This is a genomic window from Streptomyces sp. ISL-36 (assembly GCF_018614205.1).
Classification (GTDB): domain Bacteria; phylum Actinomycetota; class Actinomycetes; order Streptomycetales; family Streptomycetaceae; genus Streptomyces.
Genome location: NZ_JAGGOS010000054.1, coordinates 33,743 through 50,983 on the forward strand (window position 1 = coordinate 33,743; position 17,241 = coordinate 50,983).

The following is a 17,241-nucleotide window of genomic DNA, read 5'->3' on the forward strand; positions in this document are numbered from 1 at the left end:
CGAGCGGGTACGGCGACAGGTCAGAGCTTGCGGCCGACGCCGGCCCACCCCGGGATGGGGTCGTCGCCCTGAACCGGGACGGCCTCGCCCAGCTCCGGGTGCCACTCAGCCGTGAGCGAGACGCCGGGCTCGACCAGCTCGAGGCCGTCGAAGAACGCGGCCAGCTCGTCCCGCGAACGCGGGCGCAGGGTCAGGCCACGGGCCTTGTACATGCCGACGGCCTTCGCCGCGCCCTCCGGGTCGAAGTCCCCGGTGACGTGCGACAGGACGAGGTAGCTGCCCGGTGCGAGCTTCTCGACGAGCTTGCCGACCAGGTCGTACGCGCCGTCCTCGTCCCCGACGAAGTGCAGCAGGGCGAGCATCGACAGCGCGATGGGCTGGTCGAAATCAAGGACCTTTCCGGCCCTTTCGAGGATCAGTTCGGGGTCGCGGGCGTCCGCCTGGATGTACTCGGTGGCCCCTTCGGGCGTCGAGCGCAGCAGCGCGGCCGCGTGCGCGAGCACGATCGGATCGTTGTCGCAGTAGACGACCCTGGACTCGGGCGCGGCCTCCTGGGCGATCTGGTGCAGGTTGGGCTCGGTCGGGATGCCCGTGCCGATGTCCAGGTACTGCCGTACGCCGTTGGCGCTGAGCCAGCGGATGGCGCGGTGCATGAAGGCCCGGTTGACCCGGGCCATGTCCCGGCCGCGGGCGTCGACGGTGAGCAGCTGCCGGGCCATCTCCTCGTCGACCGGATAGTTGTCCTTGCCGCCCAGGAACCAGTCGTACATCCGTGCGGGATGCGGCTTGCTGGTGTCGATCCGTACGGCTGCGGGGTCCTGGGTCATCGGGGCTCCTGGTCGGCGGAGGAACTACGGTTGCTGGAGCAAGAGTTACGCGACGGTAGGGGTGTGACGGAAGGGGTCAGGTGAGCAGAAAGTCGGCCTGACCGGATTTCGCTCCTTGGATGAACGCGGCGATCTCGCCGTGGGTGTAGATGAGCGCTGGTCCTTCAGGGTCTGCGGACTGTCGCACGGCGACTCTGCCGTCGGCCAGCTTCATGGCCTCCACGCAGTTGCCCCCGTTCCCGCCGCTCCAGGGCTTGTGCCATCCCTCGGCACCGAGCTCCGCGGCGGGCATGCCGTTGTATATGCGATCCATTCACAGCTCCTTGCGGAGATCCTTGAGGATCTCCTTCGTGCGTTGTGCAGTCGCGGCCTGGGCCGCCATGCGGTCCATGACCTCGAGATGGGAAGCCACCTCGGGGCGCGCGTCGAGGTAGACGGCGCCGGTCAGGTACTCGCTGTAGACCATGTCCGGGAGTTCGGGCATGGCGAAGCGGAAGAGGACGAACGGTCCGTAGGTGCCGGGGTGGTGGCCGGACGCGAACTCCGCGATCTGCAGGGTGACGTTCGGCAGCTCGGACGCTTCGAGCAGCCGGTCGAGCTGGTCGCGCATCACTTCCGGCCCGTCGCCGACCGGTCGGCGCAGGACTGTCTCGTCCATGATCACCCAGAACTTCGGTGCGTCGTCCCTGGTCAGCAGGGACTGCCGCTCCATCCTCAGGGCTACATGACGTTCGATCTCCTCGGCATCGCTGCCGCCGACGGCCCCGCTGCGCAGAATGGCGCGGGCGTACCCCTCGGTCTGCAACAGACCGGGGACGAACTGCGGTTCGTACGCCCGGATGAGGCTCGCGGCCCCCTCCAGGCTGACGTACATGGAGAACCAGCCGGGCAGCACGTCGTGGAACCGCTGCCACCAGCCGGGAAGGTTGGCCTCCTCGGCGAGGGCGATGAACCCCTCGGCCTCGGAGTCGGTGATGCCGTACGCCTTCAGCAGGAGCTGGACGTACGGGATCTTCAGCGCGACCTCCGCGGTCTCCATGCGGCGGATCGTGGCCGGCGCGACGCGGAGGACCTTGGCGGCCTCCTCCCGCTTCAGGCCGGCCCGCTCGCGCAGATCCTGCAGACGCTTGCCGAGAACGACCTGTCCCACCGTGGGGGCGGACCGCGGCTCGCTCACTCCCAGACCTCCCCGACGCGCTCTGTTTCGACCGAGTGTGCCATGAAGAGGTGCCAGAGAGAACACGGCACTCTGCAATTTTCAGAGTGCCACTTGCCAAGTGTCCTCGTCAGGAGCAGAGTACTCCGATGAACCAGTACGCGCTGCTGCCGCGCGCCGCCACGGGGGGCGACGTACGGAGCTGCTTACCCACTGTTGTGAGGAACCGGTCGTGGCTTCTGGTAACGCGCTCCCCTCAGATCTCATGAGCCCCCGCGTCATGACCCAGCGCCCACGAACCGGTGTCACCCGCCCCGATATCCGACGTTTCGCCTTCGAGCTCCCGGCCCGCACGGAATCCGTCTCGCGCGCCCGCAGGCTGGCGGAGGAGCGGCTCATCCTCTGGGGCTGCGATCCGGAGATACGCGACACGGTCACCCTGATCGTCTCCGAACTCGTCACCAACGCGGTCGTGCACACCGCGAGCGGTCATGTCGTCTGCGAACTGCGGGAGGGCGAGGAGCAGTTGCGCATAGCGGTACGGGACGAGGGCGGCGCGGGCGACCCGTTGATCCGCGACTGCGGCGAGGACGAGCGCGGCCGAGGGCTGCTGCTGGTGGACGGCCTGTGCACCGCCTGGGGCGCGGACCGCACGGGGCACGGAACGGCCAGAGTCGTGTGGGCGGAGCTGGCCCACGGCATGGGGGAGCCGTGCTGAGGTCGATGGCGACGCTGCTGGCCCCTCGGGCGCGCCGGACCACGCCCACGGGCTCGACCCGTCTGATCGTCCCCCCGGCCCTCTCGACCAGCCTGGGCTGCGACGCGGTCGGCGTGCCGGCCCGCTACGGCTTCCGGATCCTCTCCCGCCTGCCCGCGAAGGGTTGCGTCTACGCCGACACCGACTGGTGGTGGTGGCTGGTCCCGGCCGGCTCCGACCTGGACCTGCTCTGGCCCATGCCGGCCTGTTACGCCACCGGCGCGGAGATCCCCGACCGCCGCCCCCGCCTGATCCACCACCCGGACGGCACGTCCCCGTACACCCCGCCGATCCCCCTCTATCTGCTCACCTGCCAGCTGACCGGCATCGCCCCCTCGTGGACGGCCGTGCGGCCGCGGGGCGACGGCGTACTGTCTGAGCATGTTCACCCCACAGGGCCCGACCGCCCGTGAGCTGACCTACCAGGCGCTCGCCTCGGTGGAACGCGGCTACGACCTGCTGGCGAAGAAGTTCGACGAGACGCCCTTCCGCACCCCCGACCACATCCTCTGCGCGGTGACGGACACCCTGCGCCCGCTGGGCCCCTTCGCCACGGGCCTCGACCTCTGCTGCGGGACGGGCGCGGGCCTCTGCGTCCTCCGGTCGCTGTGCACGGGCCGGGTCGCGGGCGTCGACTTCAGCGCGGGGATGCTGACCGAGGCCCGCCGCGCTCACCCCACGACCACCCTGATCCGCGCGGACGCCTTGGCTCTCCCCTTCGCGCCCGTCTTCGACCTCGCGGTGAGTTTCGGCGCCTTCGGCCACTTCCTGCCGGGGGAGCAGCAGATCCTCTTCCAGCAGGCTCACGCCTCCCTGCGCCCCGGCGGCCTCTTCGCCTTCCCCCTCCCCGCTCCCCCGCGCGTCGGCTCGCTGCCCTACTGGGCCCTGCTCGGCTTCGACACCGTGATGCGGGTCCGCAACGCGGTGTGGCGCCCGCGCTTCGTCATGTACTACCGCACCTTCCGGCTCGCGGACGTGCGGGCGAAGCTGGAGCGGGCGGGCTTCGAGGTGTCGCTGCTGCCGGTCGAGTCCTTGGGGCGCCGGGAGGACGGGAGCCCGAGGTGCCGGGTGGTGGTGGCACGGAAGGTCTGAACGGATGGGCGGCTTCCGCCGCCCTGTGCCGCCCCGGCAGGGCGCAGCCCGCCCAAAACGAAAGTGCTGGTTGAGAACATCTCAACCAGCACTTGGGGCGAGATCCCGGGAGATCTCTCTGTGTGTCCGAGGGGGGACTTGAACCCCCACGCCCGATAAAGGGCACTAGCACCTCAAGCTAGCGCGTCTGCCATTCCGCCACCCGGACCAGGTGTTGTGCCGCTTTGGGGTGTTCCCCGCGGCGACATGGATAACTCTACCAGGGGTTCGAGGCGCCTTTCACCCACGTTTCCCGTGGTCAGTGAGGTGCGGCGGGTCGGTTGCGCTTGATCCGCCCGGCGCCGGGCGGCGCACGTGCGGACGGTGATCACGGCTTCACGGGGCGTCGTCGGCCTCTCCGGGGCGGCGGCGCCTAGCCTGCGCGAGGTGGGTTACTTCTCCGAGTACCGCCGGCCCCGGATGCTCTCGCCGCTGCGCGAGCATCTGCGGGACACCTTCTGGTTCGCCCCGGTCGTCGCGATGGCGGGGGTGTTCGTGCTGTGGGCGGCGGCGTCCGCCGTGGACACGGCGCTCGTCGAGGCGCTGCAGGAGGCGGAGGCGTACGACGAGGTCACCGAGCTGATCGGGATCGTCGAGGACGCCAAGACGATCGTGACGACCATCAGCTCCGCGATGATGACCTTCATCGGTGTCGTCTTCTCGATCTCGCTGGTCGCGGTGCAGATGGCGAGCGGGCAGTTCAGCCCCCGGGTGGTGCGGATCTTCATCCGGAGCCGGATCACCAAGGCGACCTTCTCGGTCTTCCTCGCGACGTTTCTGCTGTCGCTGCTGGTCCTCACCTCGTACGACAGCGGGACCGATCCCCGCCGTGTCTCCACCGTGCCGCTCGTGCAGTCGGCCCTCACGCTGCTGATGGTGGGACTGAGCCTGCTGCTCTTCGTGGCGTATGTGAACACGACACTGCGGCTGATGCGGGTGGGGCATGTGGTGGAGCGAATCACGACGGAGTCGTTCCGGGTGCTCGCGAAGCAGCCGCGCTACGCGGGTGAGGTCGACGCGCTCGGGGAGGCGACGGCCTTCCTTGTTCACCGGGGGCGTGCGGGCCTGGTCCGGGATGTGAATGTCGCGCTGCTGGTGCGGGCGGCCCGGCGGCAGGGGGTGGTGCTGCGGCTGCTGCCACGGATCGGGGATTTCGTGGTGCCGGGGACGCCGGTTCTGGCCGTGCACGGCGGTCAGGCGTCCCGCCGACTGGCGGCGGCGGTCTCCGTCGGGGTCGAGCGGACCTTCCACCAGGACGTCGGTTTCGGGCTGCGGCAGCTCGCCGACATCGGTCTGCGGGCCCTCTCCCCCGCCGTCAACGATCCGACGACGGCCGTGCAGAGTCTGGACCGGATCACGCAGCTGCTCGCCGAGCTGGCCGGCCGGCCGTTGGGGACCGTCCACCACCGCGACCGCGCCGGTGTGGTGCGGCTGGTGCAGGACGTGCCGGGGTGGACCGATCTGGTGGATCTGGGGTTCACCGAGATCCGGGGGTGCGCGGCGGGCAACCCGCAGGTGTCGCGGCGGATGCTGGCCGGGCTGGACGATCTTCTGTCGCTGGCGCCGGAGGACCGCCGGGAGCCGCTGGTCCGGCACCGTACGCTCCTGGTCCAGCTGGTGGAGCGTACGGCGCCGGAGGGCGCGGACCGTGCCTTCGCCCTGGAGGCGGATCGCCAGGGGATCGGGTGAGCCGCGTCAGGGCATCAGGTGGTGGTCGGGGAAGTTGCCCGGCAGCCGCTCGCCGTCCGGGCCCTCCGTGACCGCCTTGACGAGCAGGTCTCCGCCGACGAAGGCGCCGCGCCAGGAGGCGCCGAAGCCGCCGAAGAGTTCGGAGCGGTCGCCTCGGGAACGGGGTGTGCCGTGGCCGGTCTTGAAGGCGCGGATCTGCGGGGCGAGCCGGTCGTACGTCTTCTCGTCGTCGGTGGAGAGGGTGGCGACGAGGGCGCCGTTCGAGGCGTTCATCGCGGCGAGGAGTTCCGCCTCGGTGTCGACCAGGACGATCGTGTCGACCGGGCCGAAGGGTTCGGCGTGGTGGAGAGGCGAGGATGGCGGCGGGCCGAGGAGGGTCACGGGCGGCAGGTAGGCGGACGTGTCCTGGCCGGGCAGGAACCGGCCCTCGGCGAGGGTTCCGCGGTGGAGGGGGATCGCGCCCCGGTCGACGGCCTCGGCGACCTGGTCGCCGAGTTCTTTGGCCTTGGCCGCGTTGATGAGCGGCCCGAAGTCGAGGTCGGGGAGGGCGTCGTCGGGGTGCTCGACGGCCAGGGGGTGGCCGAAGCGGAGGGCGCGGACGGGGGGCAGGTAGGCCGCGAGGAAGTCGGCGAAGAGGGTGCGCTGGACGACGAAGCGCGGATAGGCGGTGCAGCGCTGCTTGCCGTAGTCGAAGAGCTTGGGGACGACGGCGGTGAGCGTGGGCCAGTCGGTGTGGTTCCAGATGCCCCAGGTGTTGAGGCCCTCCTGCTCCAGGATGTGGCGTTTGCCGAGGTCGGCGACTGCGGTGGCGATGCTCGCGCCGGTGTCGCGGCCTCCGACGAAGGAGACGCAGCCGATCTCGGGCGCGCGGACGAGGGCCTCGGAGAGTTCGCCCCCGCTGCCGCTGACCAGGGTGATCGGGATGCCCTCGCGGGCGGCGAGGGCCGAGGCGAGGGTGAGGCAGGCGAGGCCGCCGTCGGTCGGGGTTTTGGCGACGACCGCGTTTCCCGCCAGCGCCTGGACGAGCAGGGCGTGGACCAGGACGGACATCGGGTAGTTCCAGCTGGCGATGTTGGAGACGGGCCCGGGCAGCGGGGTGCGGCCGGCCAGCATCGGCTCGATGCCCTCGACGTACCAGCGCACTCCGTCGATCGCGCGGTCGACGTCGGCCTGGGCGAGCCGCCAGGGCTTGCCGATCTCCCAGACGAGGAGGAGGGCGAGCAGTTCGCGGTGCGCGCAGAGCGCGTCGAGCGTGGCGGCCACGCGTGCGCGGCGCTCCGGAAGGGGGATGTGCCGCCAGGCGCGGTGCTGGTCGAGCGAGGCGCGTACGGCCTGGTGGGCGGTGGTGGCGTCGAGGCGCGGTGGTCCGGCGATGGGACTGCCGTCGACGGGACTGGTGGCGGGGAGCGCCCGGCCGTCGGGGTGCCAGGTGCCGGCCCAGAGGTTGAGGACGGTCTCGTCGCGGAACGCCTCGGGGGCGGCGGCCTGGCACCGCTGCCAGGCGTCGGCCCAGGCGGTGCCGGGTTTGAGGGTGAGGGTGGGGGCGGGAGGTGGGGTGGGTGCCATGACGGTTCTCCGCTCTCGGTGCACAGTCGGGGCGGGAGTTGCTCTGGCCGAACGGGGGTGGGGTGCGCGGGGGGGGTGTCGGGATGTCGGCTGTCGGCAGTCGGGATGTCGACTGTCCGGGATCTCGCCCGACGGCGCCGCGGCGGCTTGTCGGGGATGGCGCCGGCGCTCCGGGGGTGTCAGGCGGGGGTGGCGTCGGCGGGTGCCGCGAGCCGGGCGAGGACGAGTCCGGCCGTCTCGGTGGGGGTGGAGCCGACCTGCACACCGGCCGCTTCCAGCGCCTTCTTCTTGCCCTCCGCCGTACCGGAGGAGCCCGAGACGATGGCGCCGGCGTGGCCCATCGTCCTGCCCTCGGGTGCGGTGAAGCCGGCGATGTAGGCGATGACGGGCTTGGTGATGTGGGCCGCGATGTGGTCGGCGGCGCGTTCCTCGGCGTCACCGCCGATCTCGCCGATCATCACGATGAGGTCGGTGTCGGGGTCGGCCTCGAAAGCGGTGAGGCAGTCGATGTGGGTGGTGCCGACGACGGGGTCGCCGCCGATGCCGACGGCCGAGGAGAAGCCGTGCTCGCGGAGTTCGTACATGAGTTGGTAGGTGAGCGTGCCGGACTTGGAGACGAGTCCGATGCGGCCGGGCTCGGCGGCGATGTCGGCGGGGATGATGCCGGCGTTGGACTGGCCGGGGCTGATGAGGCCGGGACAGTTCGGCCCGATGATCCGGGTGCCGCGGGCGCGGGCGTACGCCTGGAAGGCGACGGTGTCGTGGACGGGGATGCCTTCGGTGATGACGACGGCGAGGCGGATGCCGGCGTCGACGGCTTCCATGACGGCCGCCTTGGCGAAGGGGGGCGGGACGAAGACGACCGTGACGTCCGCCCCGGTGGCGTCGATGCCTTCGCGTACGGAGCCGAAGACGGGTGTCGCCCGGCCGTCGAGGTCGAGGGTGGTGCCTGCCTTGCGCGGGTTGACCCCGCCGACGACGTCGGTGCCGGCGGCGAGCATGCGGCGGGTGTGTTTCATGCCCTCGGCGCCCGTCATGCCCTGCACGAGGACCTTGCTGTCCTTGGTGAGGTAGATGGCCATGTCCTTGGCATCCCTTCAGGTGGTGGCGAGTCGGGCGGCGCGGGCGGCGGCGCCGTCCATCGTGGTGGCCTGCTCGACGAGGGGGTGGGCGCGGGCGTCGAGGACGGCCCGGCCGCGTGCGGCGTTGTTGCCGTCGAGGCGGACGACCAGGGGTTTGGTGAGGTGGACGGATTCGAGGGCTTGGACGATGCCTTCGGCGACGGCGTCACAGGCGGTGATGCCGCCGAAGACGTTCACCAGTACGGCGTTCACGTCCGGGTCGCTCAGGATGACGTCGAGGCCGTCGGCCATGACCTGGGCGGAGGCGCCGCCGCCGATGTCGAGGAAGTTGGCGGGGCGGGCTCCCTGGCCGGCGACGACGTCGAGGGTGGACATGACGAGTCCGGCGCCGTTGCCGATGATGCCGACCTGGCCGTCGAGCTTGACGTAGTTGAGGCCCTTGGCCCGCGCGGTGGCCTCCAGCCGGTCGGTGCCGGCGGATGTGCCGGTGGCGGCGGGGCCGGCGCCGGGCGTGTCCGGTGCGGCTGACTCCTCGCCCCAACGGGACTGCCGGAAACGGGCGTTGTCGTCAAGGGTGACCTTGCCGTCGAGGGCGAGGATCGCGCCGTCGGCCGTACGGACGAGGGGGTTGACCTCGACGAGCAGGGCGTCCTCGCGGACGAGGACCCGCCAGAGGCGGTGCAGTACGTCGGCGGCCTCCGGGGGCAGGCCGGCCGCGGCGGCGATCTCGGCGGCCTTGGCCTCGGTGACGCCCTCGGCCGGGTCGACGGGGATGCGGGCGACGGCTTCGGGGCGGTTGGCGGCGACCTCCTCGATGTCCATGCCGCCCTCGGCGGAGGCGATGGCGAGGAAGGCGCCGGCCGCCCGGTCGAGGACGTAGCTCGCATAGAACTCGTCCCGGACGTCGACGGGTTGGGCGATCATCACCCGGCGCACGGTGTGGCCCTTGATGTCCATGCCGAGGATCTGGCGAGCCTTGATCTCGGCGGCGGCGGGGTCGTCCGCCAGTTTGACGCCGCCCGCCTTGCCCCGGCCTCCGGTCTTCACCTGCGCCTTCACCACGACGCGGCCGCCGAGGAGTTCGGCGGCCCGCCGTGCTTCACGGGGGTGGTCGACGACGGCCGCGTCGGGGACCGCGATGCCGTAGCCCTTGAAGAGTTCCCTTGCCTGGTGCTCGTACAGGTCCATCTCGGCTCCCTGTCTCGAAAGTGCCGCACACCCCCTGGACACCATCCGGGCGATGCGGGATAACAAGCTTCATACAGTATTCGTCGACTGTATGCAATCGACCGCGATCAAGCGCACCGAGTACCCAACGCCCCTACGAAGGGACAGGACTTCGCCATGCCCGACGACAGCCAGCAGCCCCAGCAGGAACGGATCTCCGGCGGACATCTGGTCGCCAAGGCCCTCAAGGCGGAGGGGGTCGACGTCATCTACACGCTCTGCGGCGGCCACATCATCGACATCTACGACGGCTGTGTCGACGAGGGCATCGAAGTCGTCGACGTACGCCATGAGCAGGTGGCCGCGCACGCCGCCGACGGCTACGCCCGGATCACCGGGAAGCCCGGCTGCGCGGTCGTGACCGCCGGCCCCGGGACCACCGACGCGGTCACCGGAGTGGCCAACGCCTTCCGCGCCGAGTCCCCCATGCTCCTGATCGGCGGCCAGGGCGCCCACACCCAGCACAAGATGGGCTCCCTGCAGGACCTGCCGCACGTCGACATGATGACCCCCATCACCAAGTTCGCCGCCACCGTCCCGGACACGGCCCGGGCGGCGGACATGGTCTCCATGGCGTTCCGCGAGTGCTACCACGGAGCGCCCGGCCCGTCCTTCCTGGAGATCCCGCGCGACGTCCTCGACGCCACCGTCCCGGTGGAGAAGGCGCGGATCCCCAAGGCCGGGCAGTACCGCGCCTCCACCCGCAGCGCCGGCGACCCGGAGGCCGTCGAGAAGCTCGCCGATCTGCTGGTGCACGCCGAGAAGCCCGCGATCCTGCTGGGCAGCCAGGTGTGGACGACCCGCGCCACGGACGCCGCCGTCGAACTCGTCCGGACCCTCAACATCCCCGCGTACATGAACGGGGCGGGACGCGGCACCCTGCCGCCCGGCGATCCGCACCACTTCCAGCTCTCCCGGCGCTACGCCTTCGCCAACGCCGATGTCATCGTCATCGTCGGCACTCCCTTCGACTTCCGGATGGGCTACGGCAAGCGGCTCTCCCCGGACGCGACCGTCGTCCAGATCGACCTGGACTACCGCACCGTCGGCAAGAACCGGGACATCGACCTGGGGATCGTCGGCGACGCGGGGCTGGTCCTGCGGTCCGTGACCGAGGCGGCGAGCGGCCGGCTCAACGGCGGAGCCATCCGGCGCAAGGCGTGGCTGGAGGAGCTGCGCACCGCCGAGCAGACCGCTCTGGACAAGCGGCTGCCGCAACTGCGCTCGGACGCCTCGCCGATCCACCCGTACCGCCTGGTCAGCGAGATCAACGACTTCCTCACCGAGGACTCGATCTACATCGGCGACGGCGGGGACATCGTCACCTTCTCCGGCCAGGTCGTGCAGCCCAAATCACCCGGGCACTGGATGGACCCCGGTCCCCTGGGCACGCTCGGCGTCGGCATCCCCTTCGTCCTGGCCGCCAAGCAGGCCCGCCCGGACAAGGAGGTGGTGGCGCTCTTCGGTGACGGCGCGTTCTCCCTCACCGGCTGGGACTTCGAGACGCTCGTCCGCTACAACCTCCCCTTCGTAGGCATCGTCGGCAACAACTCCTCCATGAACCAGATCCGTTACGGCCAGGCCCAGAAGTACGGCCTGGAGCGCGAGCGGGTCGGCAACACCCTCGGCGACGTCCACTACGACAAGTTCGCCCAGATGCTCGGCGGCTACGGCGAGGAGGTGCGCGACCCCGCCGACATCGGACCGGCGCTGCGCCGGGCCCGCGAGTCCGGGCTGCCGTCCCTGATCAACGTCTGGGTCGACCCCGACGCGTACGCCCCCGGAACCATGAACCAGACCATGTACAAGTGAGGAGCGCCCGGCCATGACCAAGGCACTCGAAGGCATCCGCGTTCTCGACATGACGCATGTGCAGTCCGGTCCCTCCGCCACCCAACTGCTCGCCTGGCTCGGCGCGGACGTGGTGAAGCTGGAGGCCCCGTCCGGGGACATCACGCGCAAGCAGCTGCGGGACATCCCGGACGTCGACTCGCTCTACTTCACGATGCTCAACTGCAACAAGCGGAGCATCACCCTCAACACCAAGACCCAGCGGGGCAAGGAGATCCTGACCGAGCTGATCCGGCGCAGCGACGTCATGGTCGAGAACTTCGGCCCCGGGGCCGTCGACCGGATGGGCTTCACCTGGGAGCGCATCCAGGAGATCAATCCACGAATCGTCTATGCCTCCATCAAGGGGTTCGGGGACGGCCCGTACACCAACTTCAAGGCGTACGAGGTCGTCGCACAGGCCATGGGCGGCTCGATGGCCACCACGGGGTTCGAGGACGGGCCGCCGCTGGCGACGGGCGCCCAGATCGGTGACTCCGGCACCGGCGTCCATGCCGTGGCTGGGATCCTCGCGGCGCTCTTCCAGCGCGAGAACACCGGGCGGGGGCAGCGGGTGAACGTCGCGATGCAGCACGCGGTGCTGAATCTGTGCCGCGTGAAGCTGCGGGATCAGCAGAGGCTGTCCCACGGGCCGCTCTCCGAGTATCCCAACGAAGATTTCGGCGAGGAAGTCCCCCGTTCGGGTAATGCTTCGGGCGGAGGCCAGCCGGGCTGGGCGGTGCGGTGCGCCCCCGGCGGCCCCAACGACTACGTGTACGTCATCGTCCAGCCCGTCGGCTGGGCCCCCATCTCGGAACTCATCGGCCGGCCCGAGCTCGCCGACGACCCGGAGTGGGCGACTCCGGAGGCCCGGCTGCCCAAGCTCTCCAAGATGTTCCAGCTGATCGAGGAGTGGTCCTCGACGCTTCCCAAGTGGCAGGTGCTGGAACTGCTCAACAGCCGCGGTATTCCGTGCGGTCCGATCCTGTCCACCAAGGAGATCATCGAGGACGCCTCGCTGGTCGCCAACGAGATGGTGGTCGAGGTCGCCCACCCCGAGCGGGGCACCTTCACCACCGTCGGTTCCCCGCTCAAGCTCTCCGACTCCCCCGTGGAGGTGATCGCCTCCCCGCTGCTCGGCGAGCACAACGAAGAGGTGTACGTCGGCGAGCTCGGGCTCGGCGACGAGGAACTGCGGCTGCTCAAGACGAGCGGGGTGATCTAGTGACAGCGCACAGCTTCGATCAGCGGGCGGTACGGGAACTGCTCGACGCCGTACGGGCGGAGGGGCGCACCGCGCTCACCGCGCCCGAGGGGAAGAGGATCGCCGACGCGTACGGCATCGCCGTGCCGGGCGAGGCGCTCGCACGGGACGTGGACGAGGCGGTGGCACAGGCCGACCGGCTCGGCGGCAAGGTGGTCCTCAAGATCGTCTCTCCGGACATCCTGCACAAGACCGACGCGGGCGCTGTCGTCATCGGTGTGGAGGGCGCGGCCCAGGTCAGGGAGGCGTTCTGCCGGATCGTCGAGAACGCCCGCGCCTACGCTCCCGACGCGCGGATCGATGGTGTCCAGGTGCAGCAGATGCTGCCGCCGGGCCAGGAGGTCATCGTCGGTGCCGTCACCGATCCCGCCTTCGGCAAGATCGTCGCCTTCGGGCTCGGCGGGGTGCTGGTGGAGGTGCTGAAGGACGTCACGTTCCGGCTCGCGCCGGTGACCGCCGACGAGGCGGTGTCGATGCTCGACTCGATCCGGGCGGCGGAGATCCTGCGTGGGGTGCGGGGGGCGCCGGCCGTCGACCGGTGGGCGCTCGCCGAGCAGATCCGGCGCGTCTCCCGGCTGGTCACCGACTTTCCGGAGATCGCCGAGATCGACCTCAACCCCGTGATCGCCACACCCACCGGCGCCACGGCCGCCGACATCCGCGTGATCCTCGCCTCCGAACTCCCCCCGCCGCGAAGGACGTACACCCGGGAGGAGATCCTGCGCTCCATGCGGCGGCTGATGCAGCCGACCGCCGTGGCCGTCATCGGCGCCTCCAACGAGACCGGGAAGATCGGCAATTCGGTGATGCGCAACCTCATCGACGGCGGATTCCCGGGCGAGATCCATCCGGTGAACCCCCGAGCCGATGACATTCTGGGCCGCAAGGCGTACAAGAGTGTCACGGACGTTCCCGGTGAGGTGGATGTGGCGGTCTTCGCGATCCCCGCTCCGTTCGTGGCATCGGCGCTGGAGGAGGTGGGGCGCAAGGGCATTCCCAACGCGGTGCTGATCCCGTCCGGCTTCGCCGAGACCGGGGAGCACGCCCTGCAGGACGAGATCGTGGAGGTGGCGCAGCGGTACGGCATCCGTCTGCTGGGCCCGAACATCTACGGCTACTACTCGACCTGGCAGGACCTGTGCGCCACGTTCTGCACTCCGTACGACGTCAAGGGCGGCGTGGCGCTGACCTCGCAGTCGGGCGGCATCGGGATGGCCATCCTGGGCTTCGCCCGCACCACGCGCACGGGTGTGTCGGCGATCGTCGGGCTCGGCAACAAGTCGGACATCGACGAGGACGATCTGCTCACCTGGTTCGGCGAGGACCCCCGTACCGAGTGCATCGCGATGCACCTGGAGGACCTCAAGGACGGGCGGGCCTTCGTGGAGGCGGCCCGGGCGACCGTGCCGAAGAAGCCGGTGATCGTCCTCAAGGCGGGCCGTACGAGTGCCGGGGCGAAGGCGGCGGGCTCGCACACGGGGGCGCTCGCGGGTGACGACGCGGTGTACGACGACATCCTGCGGCAGGCGGGCGTCATCCGGGCGCCCGGGCTGAGCGACATGCTGGAGTACGCGCGTGCCCTGCCCGTGCTGCCGGCTCCGCGGGGGGACAACGTCGTCGTCATCACCGGCGCCGGCGGGTCGGGAGTACTGCTGTCCGACGCGATCGTCGACAACGGGCTGCGGCTGATGGAGATCCCGGACGATCTGGACGCAGCCTTCAAGGCGTTCATCCCGCCCTTCGGGGCCTCGGGCAACCCCATCGACATCACGGGCGGCGAGCCGCCCTCCACGTACGAGGCGACGATCCGGCTCGGCCTGGAGGACCCACGCATCCACGCGCTCGTGCTGGGCTACTGGCACACCATCGTCACTCCCCCGATGGTGTTCGCCGAGCTCACCGCGCGCGTGGTGGCGGAGTTCCGGGAACGGGGCATCGAGAAGCCGGTGGTGGCCTCCCTCGCCGGTGACGTCGAGGTCGAGGAGGCCTGCCAGTACCTCTTCGAACGGGGCGTCGTGGCCTACCCGTACACCACCGAGCGGCCCGTGGACGTGCTCGGTGCGAAATACCGGTGGGCGCGCGCCGCCGGACTGCTGGGCGGTGATGCGGTGAGCTGAGCGACAGCTCGAACCACGGGGCTCGCGGCGGCCGCTCGCCGCGGGTCCCGGTGCGAAGGGAACGGACAGGGGGCGCTGGCCAGACTTCTTCCACGCGAGGGGTTCGATCTCCATGACGACAACCGACATCACCACCTCCCTCCCCTACAGAGAGGTGACGGACGCCAACGGCCGCACGTACCGGGTCGGCGAGACCGACATCGACCTGATGGGCCGCACACGCAAGTGGATGGTCATCCTGCCGTGGGTGGGCATGATGGGCATCAGCTCGGCGGAGTACGCTTTCGCGTCCGCCGAGGAAACCCTGCACACCGCGCACAGCTGGAGCAGCGCGCACATCTTCTGGATGCTCGGCGTCTGGGTGTTCTTCCAGGCCTCGGTGGCCTTCCCGGCCGGGAAGCTGCGCGAGAGCGGAAAGCTTCCGGCCCGCTGGGCGATGATGCTGGGCGCGGTCGGCACGCTCCTCGGCTACCTCTCGCTGGCGTTCGCGCCGCATGTGATCGTCGCCTACATCGGCTTCGGCATGTTCAGCGGTATGGGCGCGGGCATGGTCTACGCGACCTGCGTCAACATGGTCGGCAAGTGGTACCCGGAACGCAAGGGCGGCAAGACCGGCTTCGTCAACGGCGGGTTCGCCTACGGCTCGGTGCCGTTCGTCTTCATCTTCACCGGCTACATGGATCTGACGAACTTCCGCTGGGTGCTGGTCGCCGTCGGTCTCTTCCTGGCCGCGATGGTGGCGGTGGCGGGGTACTTCTTCCAGGACCCGCCGAAGAACTGGTGGCCGGCCCAGATCGATCCGCTGAGGAAGCCCGACGACCCGCGCGCCAGGCGGGCGCTGGAGAAGAACCCTCCGGCGGTGAAGCAGTACACGCCGATCGAGGCCTGGCGGACCGGGCGGGTCGCGCTGATGTGGTTCTGTCTGCTGTGCACCTCGGGCGTCAACATCTTCGGGATCGCCTTCCAGGTGCCGTTCGGCGACGAGGCGGGGTTCGCGGGCGGGATCGTGGCGACCGCGATGTCCCTGAAGGCGATCGTGAACGGCACCGGGCGTGGCGTGATCGGCTGGCTCTCCGACCGGTACGGCCGCAAGCAGTGCCTGATCTTCGTCTGTATCGTCCTCGGGCTCGCCCAGTACGGAATCCTCTGGTCCGGCAGCATCCACAATCTGCCGCTGTTCCTGGTGTTCTCCAGCATCTCCGGCTTCGGCGGCGGAGCGATCTTCCCGATGTTCGCGGCGATGACCGCGGACTACTTCGGTGAGAACAACAACGCCTCCAACTACGGCCTGGTCTACAGCTCCAAGCTGGTTTCGGGACTGCTCGGTTCCGGTATGGGCGCGGTGGTGGTCTCCGCCTGGGACTACTCCGGAGCCTTCGTGCTCGCCGGGTCGATCTCGCTCTTCGCCGGCTTCGTGGCGCTGTTCCTGCATCCGCCGGGACGGCCGCGGGCCCGCCGTGTGACGGCGAACCCGCGGCCGATCAGCCGCGACGCGGGGGCGGAGTGACCACCCAGGTCAGCTCTTCTCACGCAGCGAGTGGAGGTGCGCGCTCGACTTGCGGGCGAAGTCGAACGACTCGACCGGGTTGTCGCGTTCGGCCTGCCAGTGGTGGGCGTGGCGTCCGTGACGGGTGCGGTTCACCGCCGAGATGAAGCGCCGGTAGTCGATGTCTCCGTCCCCGACGTCCGCCATGCGGTAGCCGTCCCGGACGGAGTCGTCGCGTTCACCGTCCTTGACGTGGAAGAGCGGATAGCGGTGGGGCTGGTCGAGGACGTAGGTCAGCGGGTCGAAGGGGGCGGGGGTGCCGTCGGCGCGGCGGGAGAAGCGGTGCTGGGCGACGTAACCCCAGTAGATGTCCATTTCGAGGTGGACGAGGTCGGGGTCGGTCTCGGCGAGCAGGACGTCGTAGAGGCGGACGTCCGGCTGGTCGGTGGCGAAGGAGAACTCCTCGGCGTGGTTGTGCTGGTAGAACTTCATGCCGCGCTTCTTCGCCTCGGCGCCGTAGTGGTTGAACTCCTCGGCGCAGCGCTTCCAGCCGTCGACGGTCGCCCCGTAGCGCCAGGGGCCCGAGGCGGTGCCGATGTGCGGGAGGCCGAGGGCCTGGGCGTCGTCGAGGACCCGGGTGAGGTTCTGGGCGAAGGTGTAGGCGTTGGGGTCGGACGAGTAGTAGCCGACATGGCTGCCGATGCCGCGCAGGCCGTGGTCGCGGGTGAGCCGATCGAGTTCGGCGAGCGTGATCGGGCCGGCGGAGCCCTGGGTGTACCCGGCGAACTCGACCTCGTCGTAGCCGTACTTCTTCAGCTCGGCGAAGACGGTGGCGAACCCGAGCGTGGAGACCTTGTCGCGCAGGGAGTAGAGCTGGATGCCGAGGTGGCCGGGGGGCAGTACGGGCCGGCCGTGGCCGTTGCCCCGGTCGGTGGGGTCGGCCGCGGCGGGGGCGGCCTCGGCGGCGCCTGCGGTGGGGGCGGCCGCTCCGAGGAGGGCGGCGGCGGTGGCGCCGGCGGCGACACCGAGCATGTTCCGTCTGCTGAGCTTCCGGGTGAGCTCGGGGTCGGCCGGGGCGCTGTGGATACGGCGGGTGCGGCTCATCTGTG

General features: G+C 70.2%; 15 protein-coding genes and 1 tRNA gene. 8 read left to right on the forward strand and 8 right to left on the reverse strand.

Annotated elements, in window-relative coordinates:
• Nucleotides 1-20: 20 nt before the first annotated feature.
• The 3 genes from J7E93_RS14895 to J7E93_RS14905 form a co-directional block, all read right to left on the reverse strand.
• Nucleotides 21-827 carry an SAM-dependent methyltransferase gene (locus tag J7E93_RS14895; RefSeq protein WP_215069444.1) on the reverse strand — a complete coding sequence of 269 codons (807 nt, stop codon included), beginning with the start codon at nt 825-827 and terminating at the stop codon, nt 21-23.
• Nucleotides 828-903: 76 nt separating this feature from the next.
• The gene (locus J7E93_RS14900) at nt 904-1,140 is read right to left on the reverse strand and encodes a DUF397 domain-containing protein (RefSeq protein ID WP_015037566.1); all 237 of its coding nucleotides are present in this window, start codon (nt 1,138-1,140) and stop codon (nt 904-906) included.
• Nucleotides 1,141-2,004, reverse strand: coding sequence for a helix-turn-helix transcriptional regulator (locus tag J7E93_RS14905; RefSeq protein ID WP_215069446.1), 864 nt, complete (start codon nt 2,002-2,004; stop codon nt 1,141-1,143). It abuts the gene before it with no gap.
• Between the two features lie 259 nt (nt 2,005-2,263).
• On the opposite strand from J7E93_RS14905, the gene J7E93_RS14910 reads away from it, so the two are divergent.
• Genes J7E93_RS14910 through J7E93_RS14920 form a run of 3 tightly spaced genes read left to right on the forward strand, consistent with a single transcriptional unit; the run spans nt 2,264 to nt 3,832 of the window.
• Complete coding sequence (locus J7E93_RS14910) at nt 2,264-2,701, forward strand: ATP-binding protein (protein WP_215069514.1); 438 nt, start codon at nt 2,264-2,266, stop codon at nt 2,699-2,701.
• 5 nt (nt 2,702-2,706) lie between these two features.
• Nucleotides 2,707-3,153 (forward strand): hypothetical protein, encoded by a 447-nt coding sequence (locus J7E93_RS14915; RefSeq protein ID WP_215069448.1) that lies wholly within the window; start codon nt 2,707-2,709, stop codon nt 3,151-3,153.
• On the forward strand, nt 3,122-3,832 hold the full coding sequence (locus J7E93_RS14920; protein WP_215069449.1) for a class I SAM-dependent methyltransferase: 711 nt from the start codon (nt 3,122-3,124) through the stop codon (nt 3,830-3,832). Before J7E93_RS14915 ends, J7E93_RS14920 begins: the two co-directional genes overlap by 32 nt.
• A gap of 123 nt (nt 3,833-3,955) precedes the next feature.
• On the opposite strand, the gene J7E93_RS14925 is transcribed toward J7E93_RS14920, so the two are convergent.
• Nucleotides 3,956-4,040: transfer RNA gene (locus J7E93_RS14925), tRNA-Leu, on the reverse strand.
• 251 nt (nt 4,041-4,291) lie between these two features.
• On the opposite strand from J7E93_RS14925, the gene J7E93_RS14930 reads away from it, so the two are divergent.
• A complete protein-coding gene (locus J7E93_RS14930) occupies nt 4,292-5,560 on the forward strand; it encodes a DUF2254 domain-containing protein (RefSeq protein ID WP_215069516.1) in 1,269 nt (422 codons plus the stop codon).
• Nucleotides 5,561-5,566: 6 nt separating this feature from the next.
• On the opposite strand, the gene J7E93_RS14935 is transcribed toward J7E93_RS14930, so the two are convergent.
• The 3 genes from J7E93_RS14935 to sucC form a co-directional block, all read right to left on the reverse strand.
• Nucleotides 5,567-7,126, reverse strand: a complete 1,560-nt coding sequence (locus J7E93_RS14935; protein WP_215069451.1) for an aldehyde dehydrogenase family protein — start codon at nt 7,124-7,126, stop codon at nt 5,567-5,569.
• A 179-nt stretch (nt 7,127-7,305) separates the two neighbouring features.
• Nucleotides 7,306-8,208 carry a succinate--CoA ligase subunit alpha gene (gene sucD, locus J7E93_RS14940; RefSeq protein ID WP_215069453.1) on the reverse strand — a complete coding sequence of 301 codons (903 nt, stop codon included), beginning with the start codon at nt 8,206-8,208 and terminating at the stop codon, nt 7,306-7,308.
• Nucleotides 8,209-8,223: 15 nt separating this feature from the next.
• A complete protein-coding gene (sucC, locus tag J7E93_RS14945) occupies nt 8,224-9,396 on the reverse strand; it encodes an ADP-forming succinate--CoA ligase subunit beta (RefSeq protein ID WP_215069455.1) in 1,173 nt (390 codons plus the stop codon).
• Nucleotides 9,397-9,552: 156 nt separating this feature from the next.
• Between sucC and J7E93_RS14950 the strand changes: the two genes are divergently transcribed.
• The 4 genes from J7E93_RS14950 (at nt 9,553) to J7E93_RS14965 (ending at nt 16,153) form a co-directional block, all read left to right on the forward strand.
• Nucleotides 9,553-11,247 (forward strand): thiamine pyrophosphate-binding protein, encoded by a 1,695-nt coding sequence (locus J7E93_RS14950; RefSeq protein ID WP_215069456.1) that lies wholly within the window; start codon nt 9,553-9,555, stop codon nt 11,245-11,247.
• A 13-nt stretch (nt 11,248-11,260) separates the two neighbouring features.
• The gene (frc, locus tag J7E93_RS14955; RefSeq protein WP_215069458.1) at nt 11,261-12,490 is read left to right on the forward strand and encodes a formyl-CoA transferase; all 1,230 of its coding nucleotides are present in this window, start codon (nt 11,261-11,263) and stop codon (nt 12,488-12,490) included.
• Nucleotides 12,490-14,646: an acetate--CoA ligase family protein gene (locus J7E93_RS14960; protein ID WP_215069460.1), complete on the forward strand. Its 2,157-nt coding sequence runs from the start codon at nt 12,490-12,492 to the stop codon at nt 14,644-14,646. Before frc ends, J7E93_RS14960 begins: the two co-directional genes overlap by 1 nt.
• Before the next feature lie 112 nt (nt 14,647-14,758).
• Nucleotides 14,759-16,153, forward strand: coding sequence for an OFA family MFS transporter (locus J7E93_RS14965; protein WP_215069462.1), 1,395 nt, complete (start codon nt 14,759-14,761; stop codon nt 16,151-16,153).
• Nucleotides 16,154-16,162: 9 nt separating this feature from the next.
• On the opposite strand, the gene J7E93_RS14970 is transcribed toward J7E93_RS14965, so the two are convergent.
• On the reverse strand, nt 16,163-17,236 hold the full coding sequence (locus tag J7E93_RS14970) for a sugar phosphate isomerase/epimerase (protein ID WP_215069464.1): 1,074 nt from the start codon (nt 17,234-17,236) through the stop codon (nt 16,163-16,165).
• Nucleotides 17,237-17,241: the final 5 nt, after the last annotated feature.

What these genes read in the sequence shown, in the direction of transcription:
- J7E93_RS14895 (WP_215069444.1), bottom strand. Translation starts at nt 827, where the DNA reads ATGACCCAGGACCCCGCAGCCGTACGGATCGACACCAGCAAGCCGCAT.
- J7E93_RS14900 (WP_015037566.1), bottom strand. Translation starts at nt 1,140, where the DNA reads ATGGATCGCATATACAACGGCATGCCCGCCGCGGAGCTCGGTGCCGAG.
- J7E93_RS14910 (WP_215069514.1), top strand. Translation starts at nt 2,264, where the DNA reads ATGACCCAGCGCCCACGAACCGGTGTCACCCGCCCCGATATCCGACGT.
- J7E93_RS14915 (WP_215069448.1), top strand. Translation starts at nt 2,707, where the DNA reads ATGGCGACGCTGCTGGCCCCTCGGGCGCGCCGGACCACGCCCACGGGC.
- J7E93_RS14920 (WP_215069449.1), top strand. Translation starts at nt 3,122, where the DNA reads ATGTTCACCCCACAGGGCCCGACCGCCCGTGAGCTGACCTACCAGGCG.
- J7E93_RS14930 (WP_215069516.1), top strand. Translation starts at nt 4,292, where the DNA reads ATGCTCTCGCCGCTGCGCGAGCATCTGCGGGACACCTTCTGGTTCGCC.
- J7E93_RS14935 (WP_215069451.1), bottom strand. Translation starts at nt 7,126, where the DNA reads ATGGCACCCACCCCACCTCCCGCCCCCACCCTCACCCTCAAACCCGGC.
- sucD (WP_215069453.1), bottom strand. Translation starts at nt 8,208, where the DNA reads ATGGCCATCTACCTCACCAAGGACAGCAAGGTCCTCGTGCAGGGCATG.
- sucC (WP_215069455.1), bottom strand. Translation starts at nt 9,396, where the DNA reads ATGGACCTGTACGAGCACCAGGCAAGGGAACTCTTCAAGGGCTACGGC.
- J7E93_RS14950 (WP_215069456.1), top strand. Translation starts at nt 9,553, where the DNA reads ATGCCCGACGACAGCCAGCAGCCCCAGCAGGAACGGATCTCCGGCGGA.
- frc (WP_215069458.1), top strand. Translation starts at nt 11,261, where the DNA reads ATGACCAAGGCACTCGAAGGCATCCGCGTTCTCGACATGACGCATGTG.
- J7E93_RS14965 (WP_215069462.1), top strand. Translation starts at nt 14,759, where the DNA reads ATGACGACAACCGACATCACCACCTCCCTCCCCTACAGAGAGGTGACG.
- J7E93_RS14970 (WP_215069464.1), bottom strand. Translation starts at nt 17,236, where the DNA reads ATGAGCCGCACCCGCCGTATCCACAGCGCCCCGGCCGACCCCGAGCTC.